General features: G+C 67.0%; 22 protein-coding genes. 9 read left to right on the forward strand and 13 right to left on the reverse strand.

Annotated elements, in window-relative coordinates; genetic code table 11:
- Positions 1-42 precede the first annotated feature (42 nt).
- Together zwf and ACPTTF_RS18390 are read right to left on the reverse strand one after the other, a co-directional pair.
- Positions 43-1,518 (reverse strand): glucose-6-phosphate dehydrogenase, encoded by a 1,476-nt coding sequence (gene zwf, locus ACPTTF_RS18385; protein WP_166956368.1) that lies wholly within the window; start codon positions 1,516-1,518, stop codon positions 43-45.
- A gap of 259 nt (positions 1,519-1,777) precedes the next feature.
- Positions 1,778-2,554: a hypothetical protein gene (locus ACPTTF_RS18390; RefSeq protein WP_423367662.1), complete on the reverse strand. Its 777-nt coding sequence runs from the start codon at positions 2,552-2,554 to the stop codon at positions 1,778-1,780.
- Positions 2,555-2,807: 253 nt separating this feature from the next.
- Between ACPTTF_RS18390 and gcvA the strand changes: the two genes are divergently transcribed.
- Complete coding sequence (gene gcvA, locus ACPTTF_RS18395) at positions 2,808-3,716, forward strand: transcriptional regulator GcvA (RefSeq protein ID WP_423367663.1); 909 nt, start codon at positions 2,808-2,810, stop codon at positions 3,714-3,716.
- A gap of 116 nt (positions 3,717-3,832) precedes the next feature.
- On the opposite strand, the gene ACPTTF_RS18400 is transcribed toward gcvA, so the two are convergent.
- The 3 genes from ACPTTF_RS18400 to ACPTTF_RS18410 all read right to left on the reverse strand — a co-directional run bounded on the left by ACPTTF_RS18400 (position 3,833) and on the right by ACPTTF_RS18410 (position 6,164).
- A complete protein-coding gene (locus ACPTTF_RS18400; RefSeq protein WP_166956377.1) occupies positions 3,833-4,411 on the reverse strand; it encodes a peroxidase-related enzyme in 579 nt (192 codons plus the stop codon).
- A gap of 85 nt (positions 4,412-4,496) precedes the next feature.
- Entirely contained in the window at positions 4,497-5,480 is a 984-nt protein-coding gene (locus ACPTTF_RS18405) for an MDR family oxidoreductase (protein WP_423367664.1), read from the reverse strand.
- Positions 5,481-5,525: 45 nt separating this feature from the next.
- Positions 5,526-6,164 carry a TetR/AcrR family transcriptional regulator gene (locus ACPTTF_RS18410; RefSeq protein WP_423367666.1) on the reverse strand — a complete coding sequence of 213 codons (639 nt, stop codon included), beginning with the start codon at positions 6,162-6,164 and terminating at the stop codon, positions 5,526-5,528.
- Between the two features lie 219 nt (positions 6,165-6,383).
- Here ACPTTF_RS18410 and ACPTTF_RS18415 point away from each other — a divergent pair, with 219 nt between their 5' ends.
- Both ACPTTF_RS18415 and ACPTTF_RS18420 read left to right on the forward strand, forming a co-directional pair.
- On the forward strand, positions 6,384-7,574 hold the full coding sequence (locus ACPTTF_RS18415; RefSeq protein WP_423367667.1) for a M20 aminoacylase family protein: 1,191 nt from the start codon (positions 6,384-6,386) through the stop codon (positions 7,572-7,574).
- Between the two features lie 58 nt (positions 7,575-7,632).
- Complete coding sequence (locus ACPTTF_RS18420; protein WP_166956389.1) at positions 7,633-8,964, forward strand: MFS transporter; 1,332 nt, start codon at positions 7,633-7,635, stop codon at positions 8,962-8,964.
- A 53-nt stretch (positions 8,965-9,017) separates the two neighbouring features.
- On the opposite strand, the gene ACPTTF_RS18425 is transcribed toward ACPTTF_RS18420, so the two are convergent.
- On the reverse strand, positions 9,018-9,938 hold the full coding sequence (locus ACPTTF_RS18425) for a LysR family transcriptional regulator (RefSeq protein WP_166956392.1): 921 nt from the start codon (positions 9,936-9,938) through the stop codon (positions 9,018-9,020).
- A 137-nt stretch (positions 9,939-10,075) separates the two neighbouring features.
- On the opposite strand from ACPTTF_RS18425, the gene ACPTTF_RS18430 reads away from it, so the two are divergent.
- Complete coding sequence (locus ACPTTF_RS18430; RefSeq protein WP_423367669.1) at positions 10,076-10,849, forward strand: transporter substrate-binding domain-containing protein; 774 nt, start codon at positions 10,076-10,078, stop codon at positions 10,847-10,849.
- Positions 10,850-10,908: 59 nt separating this feature from the next.
- A complete protein-coding gene (locus tag ACPTTF_RS18435) occupies positions 10,909-12,024 on the forward strand; it encodes a succinylglutamate desuccinylase/aspartoacylase family protein (RefSeq protein WP_423367670.1) in 1,116 nt (371 codons plus the stop codon).
- A 148-nt stretch (positions 12,025-12,172) separates the two neighbouring features.
- Here ACPTTF_RS18435 and ACPTTF_RS18440 read toward each other — a convergent pair whose 3' ends face one another.
- Complete coding sequence (locus tag ACPTTF_RS18440; protein WP_423369840.1) at positions 12,173-13,159, reverse strand: LysR family transcriptional regulator; 987 nt, start codon at positions 13,157-13,159, stop codon at positions 12,173-12,175.
- A gap of 151 nt (positions 13,160-13,310) precedes the next feature.
- On the opposite strand from ACPTTF_RS18440, the gene ACPTTF_RS18445 reads away from it, so the two are divergent.
- Both ACPTTF_RS18445 and ACPTTF_RS18450 read left to right on the forward strand, forming a co-directional pair.
- Complete coding sequence (locus tag ACPTTF_RS18445; RefSeq protein WP_423367671.1) at positions 13,311-14,630, forward strand: MFS transporter; 1,320 nt, start codon at positions 13,311-13,313, stop codon at positions 14,628-14,630.
- Positions 14,631-14,727: 97 nt separating this feature from the next.
- Complete coding sequence (locus ACPTTF_RS18450) at positions 14,728-16,242, forward strand: M81 family metallopeptidase (protein ID WP_423367672.1); 1,515 nt, start codon at positions 14,728-14,730, stop codon at positions 16,240-16,242.
- Between the two features lie 145 nt (positions 16,243-16,387).
- Here the strand turns inward: ACPTTF_RS18450 and ACPTTF_RS18455 are convergent, their stop codons facing one another.
- Positions 16,388-17,176 (reverse strand): IclR family transcriptional regulator, encoded by a 789-nt coding sequence (locus ACPTTF_RS18455; protein WP_122948127.1) that lies wholly within the window; start codon positions 17,174-17,176, stop codon positions 16,388-16,390.
- Between the two features lie 227 nt (positions 17,177-17,403).
- On the opposite strand from ACPTTF_RS18455, the gene pcaF reads away from it, so the two are divergent.
- Positions 17,404-18,606, forward strand: coding sequence for a 3-oxoadipyl-CoA thiolase (pcaF, locus tag ACPTTF_RS18460; RefSeq protein ID WP_166956407.1), 1,203 nt, complete (start codon positions 17,404-17,406; stop codon positions 18,604-18,606).
- A gap of 108 nt (positions 18,607-18,714) precedes the next feature.
- Here pcaF and ACPTTF_RS18465 read toward each other — a convergent pair whose 3' ends face one another.
- The 3 genes from ACPTTF_RS18465 to ACPTTF_RS18475 all read right to left on the reverse strand — a co-directional run bounded on the left by ACPTTF_RS18465 (position 18,715) and on the right by ACPTTF_RS18475 (position 20,747).
- Positions 18,715-19,215: a DUF523 domain-containing protein gene (locus tag ACPTTF_RS18465; RefSeq protein ID WP_423369841.1), complete on the reverse strand. Its 501-nt coding sequence runs from the start codon at positions 19,213-19,215 to the stop codon at positions 18,715-18,717.
- Between the two features lie 117 nt (positions 19,216-19,332).
- Complete coding sequence (locus tag ACPTTF_RS18470) at positions 19,333-19,893, reverse strand: GNAT family N-acetyltransferase (RefSeq protein WP_423367673.1); 561 nt, start codon at positions 19,891-19,893, stop codon at positions 19,333-19,335.
- Complete coding sequence (locus tag ACPTTF_RS18475) at positions 19,890-20,747, reverse strand: class I SAM-dependent methyltransferase (protein ID WP_423367674.1); 858 nt, start codon at positions 20,745-20,747, stop codon at positions 19,890-19,892. The genes ACPTTF_RS18470 and ACPTTF_RS18475 overlap by 4 nt, the downstream gene beginning before the upstream one ends.
- A gap of 326 nt (positions 20,748-21,073) precedes the next feature.
- Here ACPTTF_RS18475 and ACPTTF_RS18480 point away from each other — a divergent pair, with 326 nt between their 5' ends.
- Complete coding sequence (locus ACPTTF_RS18480) at positions 21,074-22,618, forward strand: methyl-accepting chemotaxis protein (protein ID WP_423367675.1); 1,545 nt, start codon at positions 21,074-21,076, stop codon at positions 22,616-22,618.
- A 71-nt stretch (positions 22,619-22,689) separates the two neighbouring features.
- Here ACPTTF_RS18480 and ACPTTF_RS18485 read toward each other — a convergent pair whose 3' ends face one another.
- Together ACPTTF_RS18485 and ACPTTF_RS18490 are read right to left on the reverse strand one after the other, a co-directional pair.
- Positions 22,690-23,139, reverse strand: a complete 450-nt coding sequence (locus ACPTTF_RS18485) for a hypothetical protein (protein WP_423367676.1) — start codon at positions 23,137-23,139, stop codon at positions 22,690-22,692.
- A complete protein-coding gene (locus ACPTTF_RS18490; protein ID WP_423367677.1) occupies positions 23,129-23,776 on the reverse strand; it encodes a M35 family metallo-endopeptidase in 648 nt (215 codons plus the stop codon). Before ACPTTF_RS18490 ends, ACPTTF_RS18485 begins: the two co-directional genes overlap by 11 nt.
- Position 23,777 lies beyond the last annotated feature (1 nt).

Genomic DNA, 23,777 nt, shown 5'->3' on the forward strand with positions numbered 1-23,777 from the left:
TGAGCCGGCGTGCCGCGCGGGCGGCACGCCGTCGTGCGGCGGTTACGCTTCTTCGGACCAGGACATCCCGTCGCGCGCGAGCAGCGCCGACGAAGCCGCGGGCCCGAACGTGCCGGCTGTGTACAGGCGCGGCCGGTCGCCGAGCTGCTTCCAGCCGTCGAGGATCGGCTCGACCCACGACCATGCGGCTTCGAGCTCGTCGCGGCGCATGAAGTGCGTGAGGCGGCCGCGGATCACGTCGATCAGCAGGCGCTCGTACGCTTCCGCGCGCCGCTCCGGAATCGCCTGCTGCAGGTCGAGGTTCAGGCTTACGGGCACCATGTTCATCCCGCTGCCCGGTTCCTTCGCCAGCATCTGCAGCTGGATCGACTCTTCCGGCTGGAGCTGGATCACGAGACGGTTGCTGTAGTGGCGTGGGCCGGTCGGGATGATCGAGAACGGCATGTCCGCGAACTCGATCACGATTTCCGACTGGCGGCGCTGCAGCCGCTTGCCGGTGCGCAGGAAGAACGGCACGTTCGCCCAGCGCCAGTTGTTGATGTGTGCACGCAGCGCGACGAAGGTTTCCGCGCGGCTGTCCGCCGGCACGTTGTCTTCCTCGAGATAGCCCTTCACCGGCTGGCCGTCGACCGCACCGGCCGTGTACTGGCCGCGCACCGTGTCGCGCGCGACGTCGGCGACCGCCATCGGCCGCAGCGAGCGCAGCACCTTCAGCTTCTCGTCGCGCACCGCGTCCGGGTCGAGCGACACGGGCGGTTCCATCGCGACGATGCACAGCAGTTGCAACAGGTGGTTCTGCACCATGTCGCGCAGCGCGCCGGTATGGTCGTAGAAGCCCGCGCGGCTACCGACGCCCACCGATTCCGCCACCGTGATCTGCACGCTGCGGATGCTCGGCGCCTGCCACAGCGGCCCGAAGATCGGGTTGCCGAAGCGCAGCACCATCAGGTTCTGCACGGTTTCCTTGCCGAGATAGTGGTCGATTCGATAGATCTGCGATTCCTCGAAGTGCTTGCCGACCGCATCGTTGATCGCCTTCGCGGACGCGAGATCGTGGCCGAGCGGCTTTTCGAGGACGACGCGCGAGTGCCGGTCGACGAGATGCGCGGCCGACAGGTTGTCGCAGATGGTGGTGAACAGCTCCGGCGACGTCGACAGGTAGAACACGCGGATCGCATCGCCGCGCGCCGCTTCCGCGAGCCGCAGGTAGTCGTCCGGCGCGTTCACGTCGATCAGCACGTACTTGAAGAGATCGAGGAAACGGCTCCAGGCGGCGGGATCGAATGCCTTTTCGTCGATGAACGGGCGCGACTGCTCGTCCATGAACTTGCGATAGCCGTCGATGCCCCAGTCGCGGCGGCCGACCGCGATGATGCGCGTCTCGGGCGGAAGGTTGCAGTGCAGGTGCGCCATGTACAGCGCGGGCAACAGCTTGCGGGCGGCCAGGTCGCCGCCGCCGCCGAAGATGATCATGTCGACGGGCCGGTCGGCCGCGGTCGGGGTAGGCTGATTCGTCATGGGAGGTTCGCGTCTGAAACGGTGAGCGTGGAACGAACGTCGAAGGCGCCGGGCGCCGGTACGGCAAAACCCTAATAGTGCACGCATTTGATGGATCGCGTGTGTGTCCGTTTCCTGTCGCGAAGCTGGCGGAGGGGTTGCAGGCGGGCTGCAGGCGTTGAAGGGGCCGGGCCGCCGCAGGAGCGGGTGAGCGGCCCGGACGGCCATCCGGCGGCCGGCTCGCCGTCCGGGTGTGGCGCCGCCGGCCGGTCGCGTGGCCTTACTCGATCGGCACGACGACCGGCACGCGCATCCGGTACAGCGACACGGCCTGGATCGCGAGCGTACAGGCGATCGCGAACCCGTAGGCCGGCACCAGGTCAAGCCGCGTGAGCGTCAGGCTCAACACATGAAAGAACGCGGCGAAGCCGAGCAGCCCGGTCGCCATCCCGCGCATCAGTTGCTGCGCGGCCGCCGGCCCGCTCATGCGATGCGCGAACACCGCGAGGATGATCACCATGAACGGGAACGAAGCCAGTACGCCGCTCGTTTCCGGCCCGACATACGGCGCGATCATCGTCACGCCCACCACGAGGCCCGCGATCAACGCCATGCGCAGCGGCAGGTCCCAGCGCGGCGAATCGAGCCGCGCGGCCCTGACCGGGGCGGCGGGCACGACGCTCAGCACGAGCGCGACCGCGAGGATCGCGATCAGGAACAGGCCGGTTTCCGGCAACGCGCTGGCCTTCAGCAGCAGCGCGACGACGGAAAACGCGGCGGCCGCACCGGCCAGTGCGATGGGCCAGCCGCGTTTCGCCAGCCTGCAATACGCGATACAGAAGGCTGCCTGCCCGGCGGTCGCGACGAGCGAACCCGCCGTCGCATGCGCGGCGAAGGCGGGGCCGTGCTCGAGTGCGAGAAACACCGAAACCGGCCCCGACGTGAGCGGCAACCCCACCAGCAGCCCGCCGATCGCCTCACCCCAGCGGCGCGCGGCGAACGTGGCGGCGGCCAGCAGCAGCGGGGTGGCGACGAGCTTGAAAAGAAGATGATCCATGATGAGCGGCACGACCCGGCATACACGTGCCCCGGACGAAGCGCGCGCCGGGTGTCGCGGCTTCAGGCATGAAGCGCAGCCGCGATTCCGGTCGTGATGCATGACGGAAAGGCGGCGCACGGACGCAATCGGGACATCGGCCGGCACGGCCGTCGACCTCAGCGCTTGCCGTCGATATTGCGAGCCGCCGCGGGCCCTGACAAACCATTTATCGACATACAATGCGTGAGTACAACTCACGCGTAACGTCATCGTGTTCGACCGGCTTCCTCCTTTGCAAACGCTGCGCGCTTTCGAGGCGACCGGCCGGCTGTTGAGCATGACGCTGGCGGCCGAGGAGCTGCACGTCACGCACGGCGCCGTCAGCCGGCACATCAAGAACCTCGAAGCCCATCTCGGCGTCACGCTGTTCCAGCGCCTGACGCGACGCATCGTATTGACCGAGGCCGGCGCGGCCTTCCTGCTCGACGTGAGCCGTACGCTGGGCGACCTGACGAAGGCGGCCGAACGGCTGCGTGCGCACGACAGCGTCACGCGGCTGAAGATCAACGCCAGCGTGTCGTTCGCGAACAAGTGGCTCGCGCCGCGATTGCATCGGTTCAAGGCGCTTCATCCGGAACTCGACATCCATCTCGACGTGACTGACACGCATGTCGACCTGAACGAAGGCGAGGCCGACGTGGCGATTCGCTACGGCAGCGGGCGTTATCCGCGCGTGCTCGCCGAGCGGATTCTCGAGGAGACGGTGACACCCGTCTGCAGTCCTGCGTATCGAGCGAAGATGGGCGGGCTTGCGTCCGTCGAGCGCATCGTTGGCTGCACGTTGCTGCACGAGGACCGGATGCTGGCCAACTGGGAGCAGTGGTTCGCGCTGGCCGGCATCCGCGGCGCGCGCAGCGATCGCGGGCCGGCATACAGCCACGGGAGTCTCGCGATCGAAGCGGCGATGCGCGGCGAAGGCGTTGCGCTGGGGCGCAGCGTGATCGTCGCGGACGATATCGCGGCCGGGCGTCTCGTCGCACCGTTTCCGCAGCACGCGCTGCGCGCCGAGCGCGGGCACGATCTGATTTACCGGATCGGCAGCAAGGACGATCCGAAGGTGTGCGCGTTGCGCGACTGGCTCGCGGACGAGATTCGCGTGTTTCTGAGCGGGACGAACTGAACGACGGTGGCCTCGGCGGCTCAGGCGAGCGCGGCGTGCACCTGCGCTCGCATCCGCCAACGATCAAGCGGCCGCCGCGTCCCGCCCGCGTGACCGCCCGACTGCCCGCTCAGCGCTCAGCGCCCCAGCGCGTAGAACTCCGCGTTCGGCCGCATGTTCGTCACGTTCGCGATGCGGTTGGACATCCCGAAGAATGCCGAGATCGCCATGATGTCCCAGATGTCCTCTTCGACGAATCCCTGCGACTTGAGCGTGTCGAAATCCGCTTCGCCCACCAGGTGCGCGGCCTGTGACACCTTCATCGCGAAGTCGAGCATTGCCTTCTGCCGGTCGGTGATGTCGGCCTTGCGGTAGTTGGTGGCGACCTGGTCGGCAATCAGCGGATCCTTCGCGCGAATGCGCAGGATCGCACCGTGCGCGATCACGCAGTACTGGCACTGGTTCACGCTGCTGGTGGCCACGACGATCATTTCCCGTTCGGCCTTGCTCAGGTTGCCCGGCTTGTCCATCAGCGCGTCGTGGTAAGCCATGAACGCGCGAAACTCGTCCGGGCGATGCGCGAGGGTCAGGAATACGTTCGGGATGAAGCCCGACTTTTCCTGGACGGCCGCGATGCGTTCGCGAATGTCCTCGGGCAAGTCTTCGAGCGCGGGCACGGGAAAGCGGCTGACGGGGGCGGTGTTTGCGGCGGTCATGAGGTCTCCTGGATAAAGTGGCACGGCCGCTCTCGTTGCGCGAGCCGCCGTTCGAACAAAGAAACGCCGGTGGTCGTCAGCGGCGTTACGCGTTGACGTCGACGACGATACGGCCGCGAACCTTGCCGTCGATCAATGCCCCGGCAAGCGGGATGACGTCGCCCAGACCGACCTCGTGGCTGATCGCGCCCAGCTTCTCGACGTCGAGGTCGGACGCGAGCCGGCGCCACGCCTCCAGGCGGTCGGCGCGCGGGCACATGACGCTGTCGATGCCGACGAGCGTGACGCCGCGCAGGATGAACGGCATGACGGTCGCGGGGAAATCCATGCCGGCAGCCAGGCCGCAGGCCGTCACGACGCCGCGGTAGCGCGTGGTCGCGCACACGTTGGCGAGGACGTGGCTGCCCGCCACGTCGACCGCGCCGGCCCATCGTTCCTTGCCCAGCGGCCTGCCGGGCTCGCTGAATTGCGACCGTTCCAGGATCTCCGCCGCGCCGAGCTGCCGCAGGTAGTCGGCATCGGCGGGGCGGCCGGTGACGGCGACGACGCGGTATCCCAGCCGCGCGAGGAGGGCCGTGGCGACGCTGCCTACCCCGCCGGCCGCGCCGGTCACCACGATCTCGCCGTCGTCCGGGCGCACGCCATGCCGCTCCAGCGCCATCACGCACAGCATCGCGGTGTAGCCCGCCGTGCCGATGGCCATCGCCTGTTGCGGCGAAAAGGCGGACGGCAGCGGCACCAGCCAGTCGCCATCGACACGGGCTTTCTGCGCCAGGCCGCCCCAGTGCGTTTCGCCGACGCCCCAGCCGTTGAGTACGACCTGGTCGCCGGGGCGGTAGTCCGGGTGCGTGCTGTCTTCGACTTCCCCGACCAGATCGATGCCGGGCACCATCGGGAACTTGCGGACCACCGGGCTCTTGCCGGTGATCGCCAGCCCGTCCTTGTAGTTCAGCGTCGAATAGCCCACGCGTACCGTCACGTTGCCCGCGGGCAACTGCGCGTCGTCCAGCGTCTGGAGCCGGGCTTGCTGGCCGGTTTCCTGCCTGTCGATCACGATGCCTTGAAACATGTGTCCTCCTTTCTAGACCGATCGTCTAGTTAATGGCAAAAAAATTCAGCGGCGAGGCAGTCCATTGAAGAAGAACTGCGCGAACAGGGCCAACGGCTGGTCGCTGCGCTCCAGCTTCGCGCGCAGCACGGCGCCTTCCCAGCCGATCCAGAAGCATGCGGCGAGTTCGGCAGGCTCGGCCGAACCGGCCAGTTCACCGGCTTGCTGCGCGGCGACCAGGCAATCGGCGAGGCGGCGTTGCCAGTCCTCGAACGTGGTGCGCAGGCGTGCGCGGAAACTTTCCGGCAGCGCGCCCATTTCCTGCCCGAGGTTGCCGATCAGGCAGCCGCGGCTGTAGTCGTAGCGGGCCATGCCGTCCCGGGCATCGTCGACGAATGCGCGCACGCGCTGCAGCGGCGAGTGCGTCGGGTCGCTGAAATGACGGTCCAGCTTGCGCGCGAAGAAGTCCGCATAGCGGTCGATCAGTTCGAGGCCGAACGCTTCCTTGCTGTCGAAGTAGTGATAGAAGGAGCCCTTGGGCACACCGGCGCGCCCGAGGATCTCGTCCAGCCCGGTGGCCGAAAAGCCCTTCTCGGTGAGCACTTCCAGCCCGGTGCGCAACAGCATGTCCCGCGTGGCGACGAGGTCTTCATGCTGCTTCGGTGGCCTGCCGCGACGGCGAGGCGGATCAGTTCGAACGTCCATGCGCGAATAATAGACCGTTCGTCTCAAAAATCAACCGGTCGCGTGTCGATCACGTCCGATGAGGTCGAGACAACGAGCGGCGCTCGTATTAACCCTGATTAAAAAATCTTATCGCGGTGAAAAATTCCGCATCTTATTGAACCGATATCGGCTCGATATAGTGGCTCGCTTTCCCGCACGCACGCGTTGCGTGCGCAGACAAACAGCAGGAGCCCCTTGATGACCACCGATACCCGATTCACCGAAATCGAGGATCTGATGCCCGCCGCCGGCGGGTTGCGCGAGATCCGTCACCACATCCACCACCATCCCGAACTTGCTTACGAAGAGCACGACACGGCCGCACTCGTCGCCGACAAGCTCGAACAGTGGGGTTGGCAGGTGACGCGCGGGGTCGGCAAGACGGGTGTGGTCGGCACGCTGCGCGTGGGCGACGGCACGCGCAGCATCGGCATTCGCGCCGACATGGACGCGTTGCCGATCATCGAGGCGACCGGGCTGCCCTACGCGAGCGGCACGCACGGCAAGATGCACGCATGCGGCCACGACGGCCACACGACGATGCTGCTCGGCGCCGCGCAGCAGCTCGCGAAGACACGCAATTTCTCCGGCACCGTGCACCTGTATTTCCAGCCGGCGGAAGAGCATGGCGTCGACAGCGGCGCGAAGAAGATGATCGATGACGGCCTGTTCGAACGCTTCCCGTGTGACGCCGTGTTCGGCATGCACAACCATCCTGGCGCAGCGCCCGGCGTGTTCCTCACGCGGCGCGGCCCGTTCATGTCGGCCGGCGACAAGGCGATCATCACGATCGAGGGCGTCGGCGGCCACGCGGCACGGCCGCACCTGACGGTCGACCCGGTGGTCGTCGCGGCGAGCATCGTGATGGCGTTGCAGACGATCGTCGCGCGCAACGTCGACCCCGCACAGCCGGCGGTCGTTACGGTCGGCTCGATGCACGCGGGCACCGCGAACAACGTGATCCCGAACGGCGCGCGCCTCGAACTCAGCGTGCGCTCGTTCAGCCCCGACGTGCGCGCGCTGCTCAAGCGCCGCATCACCGAGCTGGCCGAGACGCAGGCCGCGAGCTACGGCGCGAGCGCGAACGTCGAGTACATCGAAGGCTATCCGGTCGTCGTCAATTCGGACGCCGAAACGGATTTTGCCGCGCAGGTGGCGCGCGAGCTCGTCGGCGACGCGCACGTGGTCGAGCAGACCGACCTGCTGATGGGCAGCGAGGATTTCGCGTTCATGCTGCAGCAGCGGCCGGGCTCGTTCGTGCGGCTCGGCAACGGCGAAGGCGAGGATGGCTGCATGGTGCACAACCCGAAATACGACTTCAACGATCGCAACCTGCCGATCGGCGCGGCGTACTGGACGCGTCTCGTGGAGCGTTATCTCGGGCGGTGATGCCGGCAGCGGGGCGGGCGGCCGGCGCTTCCGGCCGCATTGAGAGGAGACGACAACGATGCAGAAAGACCATCTCGCGCTGCACCCCGCATCGACGGGGGCGGCCGAAGTCGGCACGCCAGGCGCACCGGCCGTCACGCGGCGCGGTGCGATCGCCGCGGCCGTGATCGGCAACTGGCTGGAATTCTTCGATTTCACCGTGTACGGCTTCTTCGCGGTGCTGATCGGCAAGCTGTTCTTCCCGTCGAGCGACCCGACCACGTCGCTGCTGCTGTCGGTCGCGACGTTCGCCGCCGGCTTCTTCACGCGGCCGCTCGGCAGCGTCGTGCTCGGCGTCTACGCGGACCGCAAGGGACGCAAGGCCGCGCTGAACCTGACGATCATGCTGATGGCGCTCGGCACGGGCCTGATCGCGATCGCGCCGACGTATGCGCAGGTCGGCGTGGCCGCACCGCTGCTGGTCGTGTTCGCGCGGCTGCTGCAGGGCTTCTCGCAGGGCGGTGAATTCGGCGCGGCGACGTCGACGCTGCTCGAACAGGGCGGCACGTCGCGTCGTGCGTTCCGTGCAAGCTGGCAGCTTGCGACGCAGGGCGGCGCCGCGCTGATGGGCTCGGGCTTCGCGGCGCTGCTGTCGAACACGATGACGAAGGACGCGCTGGAAAGCTGGGGCTGGCGGCTGCCGTTCCTCGTCGGCGTGCTGATCGCACCGGTCGGCATGTATCTGCGCCGCCGGCTCGCCGACGATGCGCCCGGCGACAGCCATCACGGCATCGAGCGCGGCGTGCTGCACGAGCTGTTCTCGAAGCACACGCGCACGGTGCTGCTGCTGATGCTCACGGTGATGGGCGGCACGGTGTCGACCTACATCCTGACGTTCTACATGCCGACCTACGCGATCCACACGCTTGGCCTGCCGATGAAGCTGTCGATGTTCGTCGGCGTCGCATCGGGCTGCGTGATGCTGCTCACGTGCCCGCTGTTCGGCTGGCTGTCGGACCGGCTCGGCAGCCGGCGCCTGCCGATCTTCGTCGGTCGCGGCGTGCTGGTCCTGCTGCTGTTCCCGGCGTTCTGGCTGATGAACCACCACCCGACGCTGTCGGTGATCCTGCCGCTGACCGCGCTGATGCTGCTGTTCTATTCGCTCGGCTCGGCGTCGGAAATGGCGCTGATGTGCGAGTCGCTGCCGCGCCACGTACGGGCGACCGGCATCTCGATCGCGTATGCGCTCGCGGTGACGATCTTCGGCGGCACCGCGCAGCTGATCGCGACCTGGCTCGTGAAGACGACCGGCAGCAAGCTCGCGCCGGCCGGCTACGTGGCCGCGTGCGTGGTGCTGTCGCTGATCGCGGTCGCGATGCTGCGCGAGACGGCGCGGGATTCGATCGACTGACGCGCGGCGCGGCGCGGCGCGGCGGGCAGCAGGCAGCAGGCGGCAATACGCGCTTACCGCCCGCGCACCATCCGCAGGTACGACGCGAGCATCGTCGCGAGTTCCTGCGCGGCCGGCGTCAGCGGCACGGCCGCGCGCTGCAGCAGGCAGATATCCTGCGATTCGGCCTGCTCGCGCACGGGCACCTTCGCGAGCGCGCCGGCGAACGGCCCGTGCCGCGTGATGGCTTCGGTTTCGAGCGCCAGCGAATCGGTCTGCGTGACGATCTGCAGCGTCTCGAACATGCCTTCGACGGTCGCGAGAATCTTCGGCGGCGGCTGGCCGTGCGCGTCGAAGTACGCGAGCAGCCGGTTCACGACCGGGTCGGCGCTGAGGTTCGGCGAGCGCGTCGACACCCACGCGTAGCCGGCCAGTTCGGCGAGCGATTGCGCGTGCATCGCCGGATGCCCGTTGCGGCACACGACCACCGGCGCGGAAGCCCGCAACGGCGTGACTGCGAGATCGGTCGTGTCGGTCTGCTTCGCGACGAGTGCGATCGCGAAATCGACCGCGCTTTCGCGCAGCCAGCCGATCATCATTCGCGACGTGCCGGTGCGCAGGTGCACGTCGACCTTGTCGAAGCGCGCGCGGAACGCGCTCAGCACGGGCGCGAACGCGTCGATCAGCGGTTCGGCCACGAGGCCGAGCGTGACGGTGCCTTCGTATGCACCGCTCAACTGCCGGATCTCCCGCTCGACCTGCTCGCATTCGCCGAGGATCGAACCGGAGCGCGCGAGCAGCCGCTGGCCGACGGCCGTCGGCACGATCCCGCGATTGGTGCGCGTGAACAGCGTCGCGCCGAGCGTCGCCTCGAGGCTCTGCAACTGCTGCGTGACGCCGCTCTGCGCGAGATCGAGCGCGCGTGCGGCGGCGCGCAGGCTGCCGTGCTCGACGACGGCCTGGAAGATGCGGAGCTGGGAGAGCGTGAACGCCATGGGCGCGCGACGAGGCCGGTGATCGGAAATACCGATCATGATAAGGCAGTCGATGGTTCCAGCGGCGGCCCGTGCCGCCTACGATCGCAGGCAGTCCGGCTGATGCCGTTTGCTTTTCTTCCTGCCCTCCGTCGACCATGAAACGTTTCCTCGTCCCGCTCGTTTCCCTGTGCCTTGGCCTGGCTGCCACGTCCGCGTTTGCGTTCGATGCGCGCCCCGTGCGCCTCGGCATCGATCCGACTTATCCGCCGATGGATTCGAAGGCGCCCGACGGCAGCCTGAAGGGCTTCGACGTCGATCTTGGCAACGAGATCTGCCGCCGCGCGCAGTTGCGCTGCCAGTGGGTCGAGCTCGAATTCTCCGGGATGATTCCCGCGCTGCAGGCGCGCAAGATCGACGCGATCCTGTCGTCGATGGCGATCACCGAGAAGCGTGAGAAGCAGATCCTGTTCTCGTCGAAGCTGTTCCGATTCAAGTCGCGGCTCGTTGCGCGGCCGGAGAGCGGCCTCGGCAGCACGACCGCGTCGCTGGCCGGCAAGCGCGTCGGCGTGCAGTCGGGCACGCAGTTCGAATCGTGGGCGCTCGCGCACTGGGCGCCGGCCGGCGTGAGCGTGGTGCCGTACAAGAGCCAGGACGACGTGTTCGCCGATCTCGTCAACGGCCGCCTCGACGCGGCGCTGCTCGGCACCGTGGAAGCCGACTACGGCTTCCTGCGCACGCCGAAGGGCAAGGGTTTCGCGTTCGTCGGCGCGCCGCTCGACATGGGCGATCGCGGCGTCGGCATCGGCATGCGGCAGTCCGATACAGCGCTCAAGGCATCGATTGACGGCGCGATCGCGTCGATGCTGAAGGACGGCACGTACGACCGGATCGCGAAGCAGTATTTCGACTTCAACCCGTACGGCGACTGAGCGCCAAGCCTCCTTGCCGTTTCGCCCGCGGCCCCGTTTTCATCCGTTCGAGACCATCGATGCAGATTCGCACCACGCCACTCCTGTCGCCGTCGATCGGCACGCAGCGCACGCTGACGAGCTTTCATTTCGGGCCGACCGGCACCGGCCGCAAGATCTACCTGCAGGCCGCGCTGCACGCGGATGAGACGCCCGCGATGCTCGCGGCGTTCGTGCTGAAGCAGCGTCTCGCGCAGCTCGATGCCGAAGGCCGGCTCGCGGCCGAGATCGTGCTCGTGCCGGTCGCGAACCCGGTCGGCCTCAATCATCATCTGCTCGGGCAGTTTATCGGCCGTTTCGACCTCGCGAGCGGTCGCAACTTCAATCGCGGCTTCCTGCCGCTCGCGGATATCGCCGCGCGTGCGCGCGACCGGCTCGGCGACGACGGCGAACGCAATCGCGCGATCGTGCGCGAATGTGTCGGCGCGGCGCTCGACGACATCGCGCCGCGCACCGAATTCGAAGCGCTGCAGCTGGCACTGCTGAAGGTGTCGCACGACGCGGACGTCGTGATCGACCTGCATTGCTCGCTCGAAGCAGTGATGCACGTGTACACGAGCGATACCGCATGGCCGGACGTCGAGCCGCTTGCGCGTTATCTCGGTGCGGAGGTGTCGCTGCTCGCCGAGGATTCGGGCGGACATGCGTTCGACGATGCGCATCACCTGCTGTGGTCGCAGTTGCGGCAGCACTTGCCGGCAGGCACGCCGATGGCGGCCGGCACGGTGGCCGTGACGGTCGAGTGCCGTGGCCAGCGCGACGTGACATATGAATACGCTGAACGCGATGCCGGCGCGCTCGTCGACTATCTCGTCTGGCGCGGTGCGGTGCACGGCGAACGCACGCCGCTGCCGCCGCTCGCCGCGCCGGCCACGCCGCTCGCGGGCAGCGAGCAGTTCTACGCGCCGGTGAGCGGGATCCTCGTGCATCGCGCGGCAATCGGAGCGACGATCCGTGCCGGCGATCCGCTGTTCGACATCGTCGATCCGCTGACGGATGCGATCACGACGATCACGAGCGCGACCGACGGCGTGTTCTACATGCGGCGCGCGATCCGCTTCGTGACGGCCGGCGCGCCGCTCGGCCGCGTGACGGGCACGGTGCCGGTGCGCAAGGGGATGCTGCTCGGCGCGTGACGAGCGGCGCGCGCCGAACCTGACCCGTACGAAAACGGCGAGAAATTTCGGGTTCCTCAAATAATCCCTTGCCGCTCGATGTCGACTTGCGCCAGGTCGGCCGACTTTTCGCAGCCGGCGAGGCGGGCTTCATCGTCGGCGGGGACAGTCATGACCCGCCGTGATGCCCCGCCGACCGCTTGCCGGCCTTGCTGCGCGCCGTTGTCTTGCCGTTGCGCCCGCCCGCGTTCGAAAACATCTTCATGTCCCGCAGGATGCCGCGCAGCAGCGTATCGGCTGCCACCCCGAGCGTGCGCCCGGCCTTGACCAGCAGCCGCGCGTTGGCTGCCTCGAGCAGCGGATGCGCGACGGGAAGCGCGACGAGTTCTCCCGCCTCCAGTTCCTGATACGCAGCGAACGCGGCGAGCAGCGTGACGCCGCTGTTGCGCTTGACGAAGTGGCGCAGCACGGCGAGCGAGTTGGTGGTGAGCGTCGGGTGGAGCTGGATGTTCTCCGCGTAGGCGAGCATCTGCACCGCCTGTCCGAGACCGAACGCCGGCGGCATCAGCGCGAGCGGATACTCGGCGAGTTCACGTACCGCGACCGGCCGGCCCCGCACGGCGAGCGGGTGCCCGGGATGCACGAGCGCCACCACCGGCTGCGACGCGGTGGCGACGCACTCGATCTCCGGATGCGCCGGGGGATTGTAGGCCAGGCCGATATGCGCGCGGCTCTCGGCGACTTCCTGGAGCAATTTGCTGACCGGCAGGAGGTCGACGGTGACGTCGAGCTTCGGATAGCGCGCGCAAAAATCGGTGAGTACCTCGTCCATCAGGCAGTCGATATAGCCTTCGCTGGTGGCGATGCGGATCTGGCCGTGTTGCAGGCCGTGCAGCGCCTGCAGGCGGTCTTCGAACAGTTCCTGCTGGGAGCGGCAGCCGTGCCAGTATTCGAGCAGGTGCGCCGCGGCCTCGGTCGGCCGGACGCCGCGAGGCTGGCGCTCGAACAGCGGCGCCCCGATTTCTTCCTCGAGCAGCCGGATCTGCCGCGTGATGACGGACGGCGACGTGTTGATGCTGTCGGCCGCGCCGCGGATGGAGCCGTGCGTCAGGACTTCATGGAAATAGCGCAAGCGGCGCTGGTTCAGTTCGCGCATGGTGTCGGTCCGTTCGTCGGTGAGGTGTTGCCGGTTGAGCAACAATAACTCGCCAAAGTTGCTCTTGCGCCGCTTTTTCGGCTCCTCGACGATTCGAACAGAGTCGATCATCGATGCGGGATTCGAAGCAATACGCCCTAAAGGAGAGCGCATGTCCGCCATTCCATCCCCTCAAGACCCGGTCGCGCCCGACAGCCCGGCGCATCAGGCCCTGTACCGCAAGCTGAACTGGCGCCTGCTGCCGTTCCTGCTGCTGTGCTACACGTTCGCCTATCTCGATCGCGTGAATATCGGGTTCGCGAAGCTCTCGATGCAGAGCGACCTGGGTATCTCCGATGCGGTGTACGGGCTGGGCGCGGGCATTTTCTTTCTCGGCTATGTCCTGTTCGAGATCCCGAGCAACCTGCTGCTGCCGCGGATCGGCGCACGCAAGACCATCAGCCGGATCATGGTGCTGTGGGGCCTGACCTCGGCGGGCATGATGTTCGTTCATAACGAGACCACCTTCTACGCGATGCGCTTCCTGCTCGGCGTGTTCGAGGCCGGCTTCGCGCCCGGGATGATCTTTTACCTGACCTACTGGTACGGCCAGCGCCGCATGGCCGGCGTGATGGCGGTCGTCATGCTCGCCGGCCCGATCGGCGGCGCCTTCGGGTCGCCGCTGTCGGCATGGCTGATGACCGGGCTGTCCGGTGCCCACGGCCTGGCCGGCTGGCAGTGGATGTTCGTCGTTGAAGGCCTGCCGTGCGTGCTGTTCGGCGTGCTTGCACTCAAGGTCCTGTCCGACCGGCCGGCCGACGCGAAGTGGCTGAGCGACGACGAGAAGCGGATGCTCGCCGCCGAGCTGCACACGTCGGGCGCGGGTCATCACTCGTTCGGACAGGTGTTGCGCGACCCGCGCGTGTACCTGCTGGCGTTCGCCTATTTCACGATCATCTGCGGGATCTACGCGGTGAGTTTCTGGCTGCCGTCGATCATCAAGGCCGACGGCGTGACCGATACCATGCAGATCGGGCTGTACTCGATGATCCCGTACGTTTGCGCCGCGATCGCGATGGTCGTCATCGGCCGCAGGTCGGACCGCCGCCGCGAGCGCCGTTTCCACAGCGCGGTGCCGGCCCTGATCGGCGCGATCGCGCTAGCCGTGGCGACGACTGCCAACGGCAATCTCGTCGTCTCGCTGGTCGGCATGACGATCGCCACGTCGATGATCTGGGCTGCGTACACGGTGTTCTGGGCGATTCCGTCGCAATATCTGAAGGGCGACGCGGCCGCGGGCGGCATCGCGCTGATCAATACGATCGGCCTGATCGGCGGCTTCCTGAGCCCGACCATCATCGGTGCGATCCACTCGGCGACGGGCAGCATGGCAGCCGGCCTGCTGGTCATGGTCGCGCTGCTGGTCGCGGGCGCCGCGGTACTCGTGGCGAACCGGCTTCCCGCGCCGCACGACGCGTTGGCGACAGCGTGACGTCGCGGGCGCGCAAGCGTCCGTGACATCCATCGCGGTGCGGGGCTGACGGCGCTTAGTGCCGGTGCATTGACTCACTATTTCCGGAGACACGTTTTTGAATACGCGCATTTTGATCGCCGGCTTTCAGCATGAAACCAATACGTTTGCGCCGTCGAAAGCCGCTTACGCAAACTTCGAGCGCGGCGAGGGCTTCCCGGCCATGGTGCGGGGCGACGACGTGCTTGCGCTGCGCGACGTCAACATTCCCGCGGGCGGATTCATCGTCGCGGCGGAACGGCGCGGCTGGACCTTGCTGCCGGTCATCTGGGCGGGTGCGAGCCCGTCGGCCCACGTGACCGAGGATGCGTTCGAGCGCATTGCCGGCGAAATCCTCGCGGCGGTTCGCAACGGAGGCTACGACGCGGTGTACCTGGACCTGCACGGCGCGATGGTCGCCGAGCATACCGACGACGGCGAAGGCACGTTGCTGGAGCGCGTACGCGCCGCGGTCGGCCCGGATGTACCCGTGGTCGCGTCGCTCGACCTGCATGCCAACGTCACCGGGAAGATGCTGCACGAGGCCGACGCGCTGGTTGCCTTCCGCACCTATCCGCATGTCGACATGGCCGAGACCGGCGAACGCGCGGCCGTGCTGCTCGAGCGCCTGCTCGTTTCACGCGCGGCTGGTGGCCGGCCGCTGCATCGCGCGGTGCGCCGGCTGCCGTTCCTGATCCCGATCAACGGCATGTGCACGCTGCTGGAACCTTCGCGCGGCATGTACGCGCAACTCGCGGCGCTGGAAACCGGGGCCGTGGCGTCGCTGTCGTTTGCGCCAGGTTTTCCGGCGGCCGATTTTCCCGAATGCGGCCCGGTCATCTGGGGTTACGGCGATGACGCCGCGTCGGCCGAGGCCGCCGTGCAGGCACTCTACGACAAGATGCTCGCGGACGAGGCCGCGTGGCAGGTGCCGTTCCTGTCGCCCGATGCCGCCGTGCGCGAAGCCATGCGGCTTGCCGACGGGGCCGGCAAGCCGGTCGTCATCGCCGATACGCAGGACAATCCCGGCGCGGGCGGCGACTCGAACACGACGGGCATGCTGCGGGCGTTGCTGCGCAATGGCGCGAGAGACGCGGCGATCGGTTTGATCTGGGATCCGGCTGCCGCGGCGGCGGCCCATCGCGCCGGTGTCGGCGCGTTCATCGATGTGGCGCTCGGCGGTGTCTCCGGCGTGCCCGGCGACGAGCCGGTCCACGCACGTTTCGAGGTCGTGAAGCTGTCCGACGGCGTATGCCGGTACGACGGCCCGATGATGAACGGCATGCGTGCGGATATCGGGCCTGTTGCCTGCCTGCGGATCGATGGCGTGTTGATCGTGGTGAGCAGCGGCAAGGCGCAGATGCTCGACCGCAATCTCTATCGCGTGGGCGGCGTCGAGCCGGAAGCGATGCGCATCCTCGTTAACAAAAGCTCGGTGCACTTTCGCGCCGACTTCCAGGGGATCGCCGAGGCGGTGCTCGTTGCCACGGCACCGGGCCCGATGACGGCCGATCCGGCCGAGTTGCCCTGGACCCGGCTGGCCCCGGGCATCCGGACGAAGCCGATGGGCAACGCATTCGCCGGCAACGGCTGAAGCAGGGCACGCCGCCGGCGTGCCGGTACGCCGGCGAGCGGGTGGCTGTTCCGGACAATGCCGTCGCGGCGGCCAACACACGGCGCCGCGCGTCGTTTCACGCTGCGCGGCGTGGACGGACCCGTACCCGCGCGCGGATCGGCATTCACCCCCGTCGTGCCACCAGCTCCGACACCGTCTGCGCGGCCTGCTGCAGCGGCCCGAGAAACTCCTTCACCATCTGCTTCGCGGTATGCCGCTGCGCGTTGCCGCTGATGTTCATCGCCGCGATGATCTGCCCGCGCCGGTTGCGGATCGGCGCGGACAGCGACATCAAGCCCACTTCGAGTTCCTGGTCGACCACGGCCCAGCCCTGCTGGCGCACCTGTGCGATCGCCGCCTTCAGTTCGCCGAGATCCGTGATCGTGCGCGGCGTATGCGCGCGGATGCCGCTTTGCGCGAGCGTTTCGTCGAGCGCGGCGTCGTCGAGCGCGGACAGCAGCACACGGCCCATCGACGTGCAGTACGCGGGCAGCCGGCTGCCGATCGACAGGTTGATCGTCATGATCTTGCGGGTCGGCACGCGCAGCACGTAGACGATCTCGGTGCGGTCGAGCACGGCCGCCGAGCAGCTTTCGTGGATCTGCTCGGACAGTTGCTCCATGACCGGATCGGCGAGATTCCAGAACGGCATCGACGTGAGGTACGCAAAGCCGAGCTCGAGGATCTTCGGCGTGAGCCGGAACAGCCGGCCGTCGGCCTCGACATAGCCGAGCGTCTGCAGCGTGAGCAGGATCCGGCGCGCGCCTGCGCGCGTGAGCCCGGTGGCCGAGGCGACCTCGGTGAGCGTCTGCTCCGGACGGGCCGCGTCGAACGCGCGGATCACCGCGAGGCCGCGCGCGAACGACTGGACGTAGGAGTCGCCGGGTTTCGTCTGAGTATCTTCGGTTGTCATGAGCGCCTGGAATATCGTGCAGCCGAGAAGATAGCGCATGGGGCCTGACACGCCAACCGCACGGCGGACCGGGCGCTTGACAGGTCGTCCCCGCACTCCCTATGATGCGTTGAACGTTCGATACACGATCTTATGTTCGTATATAGAACATTTAAGCGCATCCCGGCGGGCAATGCAAGGGGCGCGCCCTGTTCATTTCCCACCCAGTCCTGGGACCGGAGACACTGATGACCGAAGCTTTTCTGTGTGATGCGATCCGTACGCCGATCGGGCGTTACGGCGGTGCACTGTCCGGCGTGCGCGCCGACGATCTGGGCGCGGTGCCGCTCAAGGCGCTCGTGGAGCGCAATCGCGACGTCGACTGGACGGCGATCGACGACGTGATCTACGGCTGCGCGAACCAGGCCGGCGAGGACAACCGCAACGTCGCGCGCATGTCGGCGCTGCTCGCGGGGCTGCCGCAGGGCGTGCCGGGTTCGACGATCAACCGCCTGTGCGGTTCCGGGATGGATGCGGTCGGCGTGGCCGCGCGTGCGATCAAGTCCGGCGAGGCCGCGCTGATGGTCGCGGGCGGTGTCGAGAGCATGACGCGCGCGCCGTTCGTGATGGGCAAGGCCGCGAGCGCGTTCGCGCGCCAGGCCGACATCTACGATACGACGATCGGCTGGCGCTTCGTCAATCCGTTGATGAAGCAGTTGTACGGCGTCGACTCGATGCCGGAGACGGGCGAGAACGTCGCCACCGATTACAACGTCAGCCGTGCCGACCAGGACCTGTTCGCACTGCGCAGCCAGCAGAAGGCCGCGCGCGCGCAGCAGGACGGCACGCTCGCCGAGGAAATCGTCGCGGTCACGATTCCGCAGAAGAAGGGCGACCCGGTCGTCTTCTCGCGCGACGAGCATCCGCGCGAAACGTCGCTCGAAGCGCTCGCGAAGCTGAAGGGCGTCGTGCGTCCGGACGGCACGGTGACGGCCGGCAACGCGTCGGGCGTCAACGATGGTGCCGCCGCGCTGCTGCTCGCGAACGAGGAAACCGCGAAGCGCTTCGGCCTGACGCCGCGCGCACGTGTGCTGGGCATCGCGACGGCCGGCGTCGCGCCGCGCGTGATGGGCATCGGCCCCGCGCCGGCAACGCAGAAGCTGCTCGCCCGGCTCGGGATGACGATCGACCAGTTCGACGTGATCGAACTGAACGAGGCGTTCGCATCGCAGGGTCTCGCGGTCTTGCGCATGCTCGGCGTTGCCGATGACGATCCGCGCGTGAACCCGAACGGCGGCGCGATCGCACTGGGCCATCCGCTCGGCGCATCGGGCGCCCGGCTCGTGACGACCGCGATGTACCAGCTGCATCGCACGAACGGCCGCTTTGCGCTGTGCACGATGTGCATCGGCGTCGGCCAGGGCATCGCGATCGCGATCGAACGCGTCTGATCAGCGTGACGTGGTGAAGCGGCGGCGTGTGAGCCGCTTCGCTGCTTGGTTGCTCCGCCGCTTTCGAAACGATGCGCGGCACGAGGAGTCTCGTGCCGCGCATCGTCGTTAACCGGCCTGCGACAGTTGCTTGAGGCGCGCATCGAGCGCGTCGATCTCGGTGTCCGCGAACACTTCGATCCCATGCTCGCGCAGCAAGGCCGCCGTGACACCGGTGCCCGCGTGCCGCCGGTTCTCGAAACTCCCGTCATAAATGAACGTGCTGCCGCACGACGGACTGCCGTCGGCCAGGATCGCGAAGCGGCAATCGTGCGTGCGCGCGAGGGCCAGCGCGGTTTGTGCGCCGGAGACGAACGGCGCCGTCACGTCCGTTCCGTTTACGTCGACGATGCGCGCGGCGCCCGACAGCACCTGCTGCCCCGATCCGCCGCCGGCGATTTCGGCGGGCGGGCGCGGCACGCTGAAGCCGCCGGCCAGTTCGGGGCAGACGGGCACGAGACGCCCTTCGCGCTGCCACCGTTCGAGTGCCTCGTGCGCGGCAGTCTTGGCCGAGCCGTTGTAACGGACCGGATGACCGACCACGCACATGCTGACGAGGATCTTCGGCATGGCTTGCGGCTGTGCTTCGTTCTGCAATTTCGCTCTCCGTGATTCCGTGATTCCGCGACGGCCGATCGCGGCTGGGGCAACGCGGGAATGTCCACGCTTCACCCATGTGCCGGTGCGTCAGGCCGCCGGTCCTTCCAGATGAATGTCTTCCGGCTCGAGTGCGTAAAGCGCCGGGTCGGGCGCTGCGCTGACCGTGAAGCCGAGCCGCAGGTAGAAGTCGATCGTGCGCTGCGACGGCGTCGCGGACACATACAGGCGCGCGGCGCCCATCGCGCGCGCCTGCTCACGGGCCGCGCGGTAGAGCTGCTCGCCGAGGCCGCAGCCGCGCCAGTCGCGGCTCACGTGCAGGAACTTCAACTGCAGCATGTCGCGATGCGGGCCGAGCGGCCGGCTGTCGACGACGACCGCCGCGACGAGCCGTGCATCGTCGAACATGCCGAGGCACCAGCCGCCGCGATCGTGACAGTCGAGCAGGATCGGCGTGTAGTGGTCGGCTTCGCCGTCCGGCCAGCCGCCGACGTCGTAGAACTCGGGAACGAGATGCAGCGCGCCGTCGCGCAGCACGTACAGGTGCTCGATGATCTCGCGCCGGTCAATGGTCCACACGAGCGGCACCTCGTCGCGTGCGAGCGGGCGTGCGGAAAGCGCGTCGCGTTCGGCGGCGGTGCGGCGCGTCATGCGGCCTCCCGATGCGCGGCGATCGCATACATCAGCGGCAGGCTCGGCATGTGACCGGGCGGCACCATCCGGTGGCCGTCCAGCTCGCGCATGCCGTCGAAGCCTTTCCAGCCGTTCGCATACGGATATTCGGTCAGGCGGTCGATCGTGAGCCCGGCCGATACGAGTGCGTTCACGACCTCGCCGATGCCCCACATGAACTCGTAGCTCGGATGCGGGTTCGCGAAATCGACGACACCCGGATGGTCGTGCTGCGCGCCGAGCCCCGTGCCGGATGCGGCGACGTAATCGCCGACGCCTGCCGGCTCCTCGGTCGCGTCGCCCTTGAAATAGTCATAGTGCGGCTTCCAGTGTTCGTCGAAATACAGCGCGAACGGATGGAACTCGACCATCGCGAAACGGCCGCCCGGCGCGAGCAGCGCGGCGATCCCGCGCGCCCACGCGTTCAGGTCGGACAGCCAGCAGATCGCGCCGTACGACGTGAACACGCGATCGAAGCGCTCGCCGCGCGCGGCGGCCTCGGGCATCCAGTCGAGCACGTCGGCGCGCTCGAAACGCGCGGGCAGGCCCGCGTCGGCCGACAGTTGCCGTGCGAACGCGATCGCTTCGTCGGAGATGTCGACGCCCGTCGCATCCGCGCCGTCGCGCACGAGGCTCAGCGTGTCCTGCCCAGCGTTGCACTGCAGGTGCAGCAGCCGCAGCCCGCCGACGTCGCCGAGCAGTTCGCGTTCTTCCGGAAAGAGCGTCGAGCCGCCCGCGCGGAAAAACGCGGCCTGGTCGCCTTTATGGCTGTTATGCGCGACTGTCGCCGTATTCCAGGACAGCCGATTCAGTTCGTGCAATGCCTTTTTCATCGAATTCGAATACCGGTTGAATGGAGCAGGATAGACGGAATCGTTTCGCCACGTGCAATGGCTGACGGCATTGACCTGCCGCGCGACGTGGCAGGGCAGCGTGACGTGACATCCGGATGAACATGCGCGGCGATTATTGCTGGATTATTTGATCGAAATCATGGCGGCGGCCGAAATGAATATTTTATGCGAGGAAGGGGTAAGGTTTTTCCCCAATGTGCCGACAGTAAGATAAAGACCGTCGTAAAGCGATAAACCGCTTTTTTCGGCTACTGAGCGTGATTTCAGCGCGACGCGGACGATAGATCCGCCTTTCGGAGCCATGCATGCGCAATAACCAGCCCGTTACCCAACAGCAATTCGATTTTCCCGACGACGTCACCCTGATGTCGACGACCGATGCAGACAGCATCATCACCTACGCCAACACGACGTTCGCGCAGGTGAGCGGCTTCACGAACGAGGAACTCGTCGGCCAGCCGCACAACGTGGTGCGCCACCCGGACATGCCGCGCGAGGCGTTTGCCGACATGTGGGCGACGCTCAGGCGCGGCGAGCCGTGGACCGCACTCGTGAAGAACCGCCGCAAGAACGGCGATCACTACTGGGTGCGTGCGAACGCGATTCCCGTGATGCGCAACGGCGAGCCGCAGGGCTACATGTCGGTGCGCACGAAGGCGCCGCACGACGAGACCGAAGCCGCCGATGCGGTGTATCGCGCGTTCTGCGAAGGCAAGGCCGGCCAGCGCCGGTTTCACAAGGGGCTGGTGATCCGCACGGGTCTGCTGCGCATCGCGTCGCTGTCGCAGACGATGTCGGTGCGCGCGCGCGTGCATTCGGCGCTGTGCGTGCTTGCCCCGGCGGTGGTCGGCGCGGGCTGGGCATGCGGGCTCGACGGCGGCGGGCTCGCGGCGTTTGCCGGCGTGACGGTCGGCGTGGCGGCGGCGGCCGGCCTGTGGCTCGATGCGCAGATCGTGCGTCCGCTGAAGCGGCTGCACGATCAGGCGCTGAACGTCGCGACCGGCGAAAGCCGGCGCGGCGCGCGGATGAACCGCGTCGACGAGATCGGCATGACGCTGCGCACGATCAACCAGCTCGGGCTGATGTTCCGCTGGCTCGTCGACGACGTCAGCGAGCAGGTGCACAACGTGCAGCGCGCGAGCAACGAGATCGCGCAGGGCAACAACGACCTGAGCGCGCGCACCGAACAGGCGGCGTCGAGCGTGCAGGAGACGGCCGCCTCGATGGCCGAGATGACGGCGACCGTGTCGAGCAATGCGGAGACGGCGCTGCAGGCGAATCAGCTGTCGGTTTCCGCAAGTGACGCGGCCGAGCGCGGTGGGCAGGTGGTGGGCGAGGTCGTCACGACGATGAGCGACATCACTGCCAGTTCGCGCAAGATTGCCGACATCATCGGCGTGATCGACGGCATCGCGTTCCAGACCAACATCCTTGCGTTGAACGCGGCCGTTGAAGCGGCGCGCGCAGGCGAACAGGGGCGCGGCTTCGCGGTGGTCGCGGGCGAGGTGCGGGCGCTCGCGCAGCGCAGCGCGAACGCGGCGAAGGAGATCAAGACGCTGATCGGCGCGAGTGTCGACCGCGTCGAATCGGGCGCGCGGCGCGTGGATGAGGCGGGCAAGACGATGGAGGACATCGTCACGCAGGTGAAGCGCGTGTCGGATTTGATCGCGGAGATTAGTTCGTCGACGGCCGAGCAGAGTACGGGCGTCGCGCAGGTCGACCAGGCGGTGGTGCACCTGGACAACATCACGCAGCAGAACGCGGCACTGGTCGAGCAGAGCACGGCGGCGTCGGAGAGCCTGCAACAGCAGGCGACGCGGCTGGTGGATGCGGTGAATGTGTTTCGCTAATCGCGCGAACGTGCGAGGCAGGAGGACGGCGGCCCGCCTCGCGCGGGCCGCTGTGAGTACGTTGTGCTACGTCATTGCGCCCTGGGTATGGGATTCAGGTTCGGGCAACAGTGGTTTGGGCATCCTGGACTGACGTTCACTTCGACGCGTCGCCCTGATTGATCGAACTCGTCCGGCGTGAAAATTTTTCCCGCCAAGGCGCTTTTCTCGCCACGGATCGAATGCTGATCCAGAGCAGCCATCACGTTTTCCGCTCGTTGCGTTGCAAGCTGTTGCGCGTTACGTTCGGTTTGCTCGGCCAGTCCGATAAGCCATACCGTATCAATGATCGGAAAGCGCTTGTGCATGTCGCTCGACCATGCCGATAACCTCGACAGTTCGGTCGGAGAAATCGCACTCGAGTCCGCATCGAAAACAATATCGATGTAATGGGCGGGCATGTTCGACGCGCCGTCACAGGCGAACGCTGCATGTGCGAAGGTCAACGCGAGCGTGGCGGCGGTTAGGAATTTAGTCGCCATCGACAACATACCCCGCAATGCTGTCGGCGTTGTGGATTGCCAAGTCAGGATTTGACCGGCCCCAAGGCGCGAGAAATGGCGTGATCGTGTATTGATCGTCTGTCGAAGACATGGTGTCGTGGAAGTGAGTTGCTTCATGGATGATAGTAGATACGTGAGAGTCAGCACCGTCGGTCCATGGGCGCATCGTGCAGAATCGTGCGCTGATGGCGATGGTATGCGTTGCCGTGTCTGGTGCGCATACATGTGCGGCTTCGTCAGCTGTTCCGCGCGGGTGAGGCGTGCAACCCGTGGCCAGATCGCCAGCGCTGCCGCTTCGAACGACATTGCTTTCGTTGAACGCTCGAACTACGCCAAGCACTTTCGTTAAGCCGGTGAGCAGGTGCATACGCGTTCGCTCGTCGTTACGACCGAACCACTTGAACACGCGATCTTTTTCGGACTGCGCCCATCTTTGTAAAGCGACGGTGCGTACGCCTAGCTTCTCGACGGCTTTAGCTTGTGCCTTCGCGAACACGGCACGGAATTCCGAGTTGGTCATGTTTTCGCAGATCGGTCGCAAGTCAACGTCCGCGAATGTCTGCGATCCTGCGATGGTGTTTGTTGTCGTCTCGGCGACGGTAGTTTGGTTTCCCATC

The sequence above is a fragment of the Burkholderia crassaminum genome (assembly GCF_964265005.1).
Lineage (GTDB): Bacteria > Pseudomonadota > Gammaproteobacteria > Burkholderiales > Burkholderiaceae > Burkholderia.

Bases quoted from the DNA above. Each gene is read 5' to 3' on its own strand.
- zwf (WP_166956368.1), bottom strand. From the start codon at position 1,518: ATGACGAATCAGCCTACCCCGACCGCGGCCGACCGGCCCGTCGACATG.
- ACPTTF_RS18390 (WP_423367662.1), bottom strand. From the start codon at position 2,554: ATGGATCATCTTCTTTTCAAGCTCGTCGCCACCCCGCTGCTGCTGGCC.
- ACPTTF_RS18400 (WP_166956377.1), bottom strand. From the start codon at position 4,411: ATGACCGCCGCAAACACCGCCCCCGTCAGCCGCTTTCCCGTGCCCGCG.
- ACPTTF_RS18405 (WP_423367664.1), bottom strand. From the start codon at position 5,480: ATGTTTCAAGGCATCGTGATCGACAGGCAGGAAACCGGCCAGCAAGCC.
- ACPTTF_RS18410 (WP_423367666.1), bottom strand. From the start codon at position 6,164: ATGGACGTTCGAACTGATCCGCCTCGCCGTCGCGGCAGGCCACCGAAG.
- ACPTTF_RS18415 (WP_423367667.1), top strand. From the start codon at position 6,384: ATGACCACCGATACCCGATTCACCGAAATCGAGGATCTGATGCCCGCC.
- ACPTTF_RS18420 (WP_166956389.1), top strand. From the start codon at position 7,633: ATGCAGAAAGACCATCTCGCGCTGCACCCCGCATCGACGGGGGCGGCC.
- ACPTTF_RS18425 (WP_166956392.1), bottom strand. From the start codon at position 9,938: ATGGCGTTCACGCTCTCCCAGCTCCGCATCTTCCAGGCCGTCGTCGAG.
- ACPTTF_RS18430 (WP_423367669.1), top strand. From the start codon at position 10,076: ATGAAACGTTTCCTCGTCCCGCTCGTTTCCCTGTGCCTTGGCCTGGCT.
- ACPTTF_RS18435 (WP_423367670.1), top strand. From the start codon at position 10,909: ATGCAGATTCGCACCACGCCACTCCTGTCGCCGTCGATCGGCACGCAG.
- ACPTTF_RS18440 (WP_423369840.1), bottom strand. From the start codon at position 13,159: ATGCGCGAACTGAACCAGCGCCGCTTGCGCTATTTCCATGAAGTCCTG.
- ACPTTF_RS18445 (WP_423367671.1), top strand. From the start codon at position 13,311: ATGTCCGCCATTCCATCCCCTCAAGACCCGGTCGCGCCCGACAGCCCG.
- ACPTTF_RS18455 (WP_122948127.1), bottom strand. From the start codon at position 17,176: ATGACAACCGAAGATACTCAGACGAAACCCGGCGACTCCTACGTCCAG.
- pcaF (WP_166956407.1), top strand. From the start codon at position 17,404: ATGACCGAAGCTTTTCTGTGTGATGCGATCCGTACGCCGATCGGGCGT.
- ACPTTF_RS18465 (WP_423369841.1), bottom strand. From the start codon at position 19,215: ATGCCGAAGATCCTCGTCAGCATGTGCGTGGTCGGTCATCCGGTCCGT.
- ACPTTF_RS18470 (WP_423367673.1), bottom strand. From the start codon at position 19,893: ATGACGCGCCGCACCGCCGCCGAACGCGACGCGCTTTCCGCACGCCCG.
- ACPTTF_RS18475 (WP_423367674.1), bottom strand. From the start codon at position 20,747: ATGAAAAAGGCATTGCACGAACTGAATCGGCTGTCCTGGAATACGGCG.
- ACPTTF_RS18480 (WP_423367675.1), top strand. From the start codon at position 21,074: ATGCGCAATAACCAGCCCGTTACCCAACAGCAATTCGATTTTCCCGAC.
- ACPTTF_RS18485 (WP_423367676.1), bottom strand. From the start codon at position 23,139: ATGGCGACTAAATTCCTAACCGCCGCCACGCTCGCGTTGACCTTCGCA.
- ACPTTF_RS18490 (WP_423367677.1), bottom strand. From the start codon at position 23,776: ATGGGAAACCAAACTACCGTCGCCGAGACGACAACAAACACCATCGCA.